Genomic DNA, 5146 nt, shown 5'->3' on the forward strand with positions numbered 1-5146 from the left:
AGGGCGCAAGACCGTCGAGGTGGTCTATCTGATCACCTCCGCCGACCACATCGCGGCACCACCAGCGGTCCTCGCCGCCTGGATCCAGGGGCATTGGGGCATCGAGAACCGCCTGCACTGGGTCCGGGACGTCGCGTTCGCCGAAGACCTCTCCCAGGTCCGCACCGGACAGGCTCCGCGGATCATGGCAACCTGCCGCAACCTCGCGATCGGTCTGCTCCGACTCGCCGGCTGGACCAACATCACCGAAGCGCTACGCCACCACGCCAGACACCCGGATCATGCCGCCGCACTGGTCCTGACCTGAGGAAATTCGACTATTCCGGGGCCCTGGCCACCGACCCCACATCGTCGCCGTGCTCGGCGACGAACCGGTCCATCGCGTCGAACACCGTCCGCAGATCCTGCAACGGCGCCGCAATGTCGAGATCCTGCGCCGCCCACTCCTCGCCCAACTCCCCCAACTGCGTCACCAGCGTGTCGATGCTCACCTGCCGGTCGTCGAGCGCCACCAGCAGCGAGTTCAGGTTCCCGACCAGCGCCTCGACGTCGCCGCTGCGAGCCCCGACCACCCCCGACGCCGCCCCCAGATTCCGCAGTGCCCGATTCACCGGGCCGCCCTGCCCGGCCAGTCCCTCCGCCGACTGCGACAGCAGCGCCCCCGCATCCCCGCCGTCCGGGCCGAGGGCCTCGGTGAGCGTGCTCAGGCTGCCCAGCAGGGCGTCGAACTCGATCGGTGCGTGACTGCGCTCGAGCGGCACCACCGCCCCGTCCCCCAGCGGCGGCCCACCCGTGTAGGCGGGACCGAACTCGAGATGCCGATCGCTGATCACCGACGGATTCAACACATACGCCTGCACGTCCGCCGGCAACACCACGTCCCCGCGCACCGACGCCGTCACCCGCACGTGCGTGTCCGACGGTTCCACCGCCGTCACCGTCCCCACCGGCACCCCCAGCACCGTCACCGGGCTCCCCGGATACAGGCCGCTCGCGAACGCGAAATCCACCGCCACCGTCCGCGCCGTGTCGGTGCGGCCGAACACGAACCAGCTGCCCGACGCCACCACCAGCAGCAGCACCAGGGCCGCCGCCACCCGCGCCCGCCCCGTCACCGGCAGCCCTGCATCACACCGAGCGCGCACAGCGCACTGTCCGGGATCACCGCCGCCGGTGCCGTCACATCCGTCCAGCTGCCGTTGCCGGTCGCGTCGGTGGCGGCCCGCAGCGCCGCCGGCATCCGCTCCAGGATCGCGTCGACGTCGTCGGCATTGCGCTGCAACGTGTCCGTCACCGCCACCAGATTGTCGGTGAGCTGCCCCAGCTCGCCCTCGTGGGCGGTGACGGTGCGGGCCGTGCTGCCCAGCACCGTCCGCAGATTCTGTACCAGCCGGGTGAGCACCTGCTTGCGGACGGTGAGCGTCGCCACGATCGTCTGCGCGTTCGCCAGCGTCTCGGAGATCGAATCCTGCTGCCGCACCGCAAGATCCGACAGCGACCGGGACAGCGTCAGCAGCCGGGTCAGCTGTTCGTCGTTCTCCGCGACCGCCGCCGACGCCCCACTCACCCCCGCGACCGCCCGCGCCGCCAGCCCCGGATCGGGCAGCACCTCCGACAGCGTCCGCATCATCGCCTCCAGCGACGCCGTGTCGAGCCGCTCCGTCGACGCCGTCACATCCCGGCTCACGTCGTCGAGACTGTAGGGGACGCTGGTGCGCGCCAACGGAATCACCGCCGCCACGTCGTCGACCGGGCCGGCCGGCACCACCTCCAGATAGCGTTTCCCCAGCACCGTCTCGAGCCGCACCGACGCCGTCGTCCGATCCCCCAGCCGCTGCCCGTCGTCCAACCGGAACGCCACCCGCACCCGATCCCCCGCCAGCTCCACACCCTCCACCCGGCCCGACGGCACCCCCGCCACCAGCACCGGATCCCCACCCGACAGGCCGCTCGCGTTCGCCAACTCCGCCGTGTACGGGCTGGTCCGCGCCAGATACCACGCCTTGGGCACCCCGATCGCCGCCGCCAACCCCAGCACCAGCGCCGCGATCCCCACCGCCCCCAACGCCGTCCGCGACATCATCGGCACACCTCCGAATGCGTCGACCCGAACAGGTTCGCCTCCACGTCCCCGGCCGTCACCACGAAACTGCACAGATACAGGCTCACGAACCCGCCGTACCGGCTGATCCGGTTGACACCGTCCGCGAACCGCGGCATCCCCGCCAGGAACTCCTCGAACGAGCCGGTGTTCGCGATCCACTCCCCCGTCACCGCCGTCGCGTCCGTCACCGACCGGCCGATCGCCCCCTCCGACCGGGACAGGGTGCCCGCCAGCGCCGCCACCGCCCGATCCCCGTGATCGAGCACCGCCGCCACGTCCGCGTCACTGTCCGCCGCCGACGCGGTGAGCTGCCGCAGCCCCGTCAACAGCTCCTCGAGTTGCGGTTGCCGGGTGTCGAGGGAGCCGAGCAGCATGGTGGTGTTCGCCGTCAACTCCTCGAACACCGCCCGCCGGTCCACCAGATCCGTTCCGAGCGTGGCGATCCCGTCCAACAGTGTCGACACCGCCGCACCCCGGCCCGCGAACGTCTCCACGAACGCCCGGGACAGCGTGTTCACCCGCCCCGGATCCAGCGCGTCGAACAGCGGCGCGAACCCGTTCATCAACGCCGTCAGATCCACCGGCGGCGTGGTCCGCTCCACCGGGATCGTCGCGCCCGGCTCGAGCCGACGCCCACTCGGCTCCGCCGGCGGGGTGAGCGCCAGATAGCGGGCACCCAGCATGTCCGCATACCGCACCGCCGCCGTCACCTCACCGTCCAGGCGGTGCGCCGACGCCACCTCGAACCGCACCACCGCCGTCCGCGTCCCGTCCGCCGCACCCGCCACCCCGATCGACGCCACCCGCCCGATCCGCACCCCCGACAACCTCACCGGATTCCCCACATGCAGGCCCTCCACATCCGTGAACACCGCCGCATACCCGTCCGTGGCGCCCCGCACCGGCACCGGCAACGTGTTCGCCACCAACACCCCGCACACCACCCCCACCGCGCAGAACGCCGCCACCCTCACCAGCGGCCACCAGCGGGCCGTCACCGCGCCGGGCCCTGTCGTTCTGGGATTTGCGTCGGGGGCTGCGTCGGGGGGCCACACTCGCCCGGCAGCGTCCCGTAACGCGGGCAGTCGGCGGCCGTGTACGGCAGCGGATCGGTGAACGTGGGCACCGCGACGATGTCGAACCGGCCCGTCGCGAACACCCGCGCCCCCGCCGCCCCGAACGTGCGCGCCCCCTCCAACGTCGCGGTGAGCCCACCCGTATTCGCGGCCACCGTCCCCAGGATCACCCCCGACGCATCCAGCACCGTCAACAGCTCGTCCCGGTTGTCGCCCACGAAATCGGCGACCGTGGGCGCGAATTCGGCGGCGGTGCCGATCGTGGCGGTGACGTCGTCCGCGTGATCGACGACCGTGCGGGACAAGCCCGTCACCGACTCCAACGTCGCCAGCACGTCCGGGGTGGCGGCGTCGAGGGACCCCAGCACCGTCCGGAAATCGGGGGCCGCGTCGAGCAGGCCCTGCACCGCCGGGGTCAGCGTCGGGGCGGCCGCCGCCAACCGGTCGACCGTCCGGCCGAGCGTGGCACCGCGGCCGTCCAGGGCGTGCGCGAGCGTCGACAACGCCACCTGCATCTGCTGCGGCCGCATCCGGTCCAGCACGTCCACCAGCCTGGCGTACACGTCGTACAGGGCGACCGCGTCCGGGCCGGCGTCGATGCGGATCTCGTCGCCGTCCGTGAGCACGGTCCCGTCCGGCGTCCCGGACAGTTGAATGTAGATGTCGCCGAAGAAGGTTCGCGGCAGCACCCGCGCCGTCACCGACGCCGGGATCCGGCCGATCGCGTCGGCATCGATCTGCAGCCGTGCCCGCGACGCGTCCACTCCCGGCTCGATACCGGCGATGCGGCCCACGTTCACGCCGTGGAACCGCACCGGCGCCTCCCCCGTGATCAACCCGACCGCGGCCGGCACCTCCACCGTCACCTCCGGGTCGCGGTCCAGCCGGCCGGTGCCGTGCAGCACCATCAGCGTGCCCACCGCCACCGCGGCCACGGTCGCCACCGCGCCGCGCACCGCGAACACCGCGGTACTCGTCCCGCGGCGGCGCACGTCACACCCCCATCCCCGGGACGGTGGGCACCAGACCCCACAGCGCGAACGTCATGAGCACGTCCAGGACGCCGATCGCCAGGATCGCCGTCCGCAACGCCCGCCCCGCCGCCTGCCCCACCCCGGCCGGGCCACCCGACGCGAAATAGCCGTACGCGCAGTGCACCAGCGCCACCACCGCCGCGAACACGATCGCCTTGACCGCCGCGTACACCAGGTCGATCGGCGACAGCGCCAGGTGGAAGAAGTAGTCGTACGTGCCCGCCGACGCCCCGTTGAACAAGACGATCACCAGCCGTGTCGACAGATAGCTGGCCAACAGTCCGATCATGAAGATCGGCAGCACACACACCATCGCCGCCAGCACCCGCGTGCCCGCCAGGAACGGAATCGACCGCACCGCCATCGAATCCAGCGCGTCGATCTCGTCGGAGATCCGCATCGCCCCCAACTGCGCCGTGAACCCCGTCCCCACCTTCGCCGCCAACGCGATCGCCACCACCACCGGCGCCAGCTCGCGGGTGTTCGCGATCGCCGACAGCATCCCCGACAGCGTCGACATGCCGATCAACTCCAGACCGCGATGCGTTTCGACGCCCAACATCATCGCCGCCGCCAACGACATCGCGAACACGATCCCCACCGTCCCACCACCCGACAGCAGCGAACGGTTACCGAAACTCACCTCACCGATCTGGGTGAGGACGTGCTTGCGGTAGCGGACCGCCGCATACGGCAACGACGCCACCGCGTGGCCGTAGAACGTGACGTGCCGGCCCACATCGGCGAACCCGCCGTACACGGCGTCCACCGGCCGGGCAGCCCGGCGCAGACGCACCCGCGTGTCGAACGGGCCTTACCCCCGGATAGTGGACACAGGGGTGGATTACGCTGCGTCGCCGATGCTATCGGAGAAGTGGCGTTCGTAGGCGTTCGGGGATGTGTTGTCGCAGTAGGAATGCCGACGTCGCGTG

General features: G+C 71.4%; 5 protein-coding genes and 1 pseudogene. 1 reads left to right on the forward strand and 5 read right to left on the reverse strand.

What is annotated here, in order from left to right; all coding sequences use genetic code 11:
- Positions 1-307: pseudogene (locus E0497_RS20170) on the forward strand (ISAs1 family transposase); the annotation flags it as partial.
- Between the two features lie 10 nt (positions 308-317).
- Here the strand turns inward: E0497_RS20170 and E0497_RS20175 are convergent.
- Genes E0497_RS20175 through E0497_RS20195 form a run of 5 tightly spaced genes read right to left on the reverse strand, consistent with a single transcriptional unit; the run spans position 318 to position 5010 of the window.
- On the reverse strand, positions 318-1115 hold the full coding sequence (locus E0497_RS20175) for an MCE family protein (RefSeq protein ID WP_241665997.1): 798 nt from the start codon (positions 1113-1115) through the stop codon (positions 318-320).
- Positions 1112-2083, reverse strand: a complete 972-nt coding sequence (locus E0497_RS20180) for an MCE family protein (protein WP_137726580.1) — start codon at positions 2081-2083, stop codon at positions 1112-1114. Before E0497_RS20180 ends, E0497_RS20175 begins: the two co-directional genes overlap by 4 nt.
- Positions 2080-3102 (reverse strand): MCE family protein, encoded by a 1023-nt coding sequence (locus E0497_RS20185; protein ID WP_137726581.1) that lies wholly within the window; start codon positions 3100-3102, stop codon positions 2080-2082. The genes E0497_RS20180 and E0497_RS20185 overlap by 4 nt, the downstream gene beginning before the upstream one ends.
- Positions 3099-4172, reverse strand: a complete 1074-nt coding sequence (locus E0497_RS20190; protein ID WP_241665998.1) for an MCE family protein — start codon at positions 4170-4172, stop codon at positions 3099-3101. The genes E0497_RS20185 and E0497_RS20190 overlap by 4 nt, the downstream gene beginning before the upstream one ends.
- A gap of 1 nt (position 4173) precedes the next feature.
- Positions 4174-5010 carry an MlaE family ABC transporter permease gene (locus tag E0497_RS20195; protein WP_137726582.1) on the reverse strand — a complete coding sequence of 279 codons (837 nt, stop codon included), beginning with the start codon at positions 5008-5010 and terminating at the stop codon, positions 4174-4176.
- Between the last annotated feature and the right edge of the window lie 136 nt (positions 5011-5146).

The organism is Prescottella subtropica (assembly GCF_005434945.1).
Taxonomy (GTDB): Bacteria; Actinomycetota; Actinomycetes; order Mycobacteriales; family Mycobacteriaceae; genus Prescottella; species Prescottella subtropica.

Excerpts from the sequence above, each read along its gene's own strand:
- E0497_RS20180 (WP_137726580.1), bottom strand. The coding sequence starts at position 2,083 with ATGATGTCGCGGACGGCGTTGGGGGCGGTGGGGATCGCGGCGCTGGTG.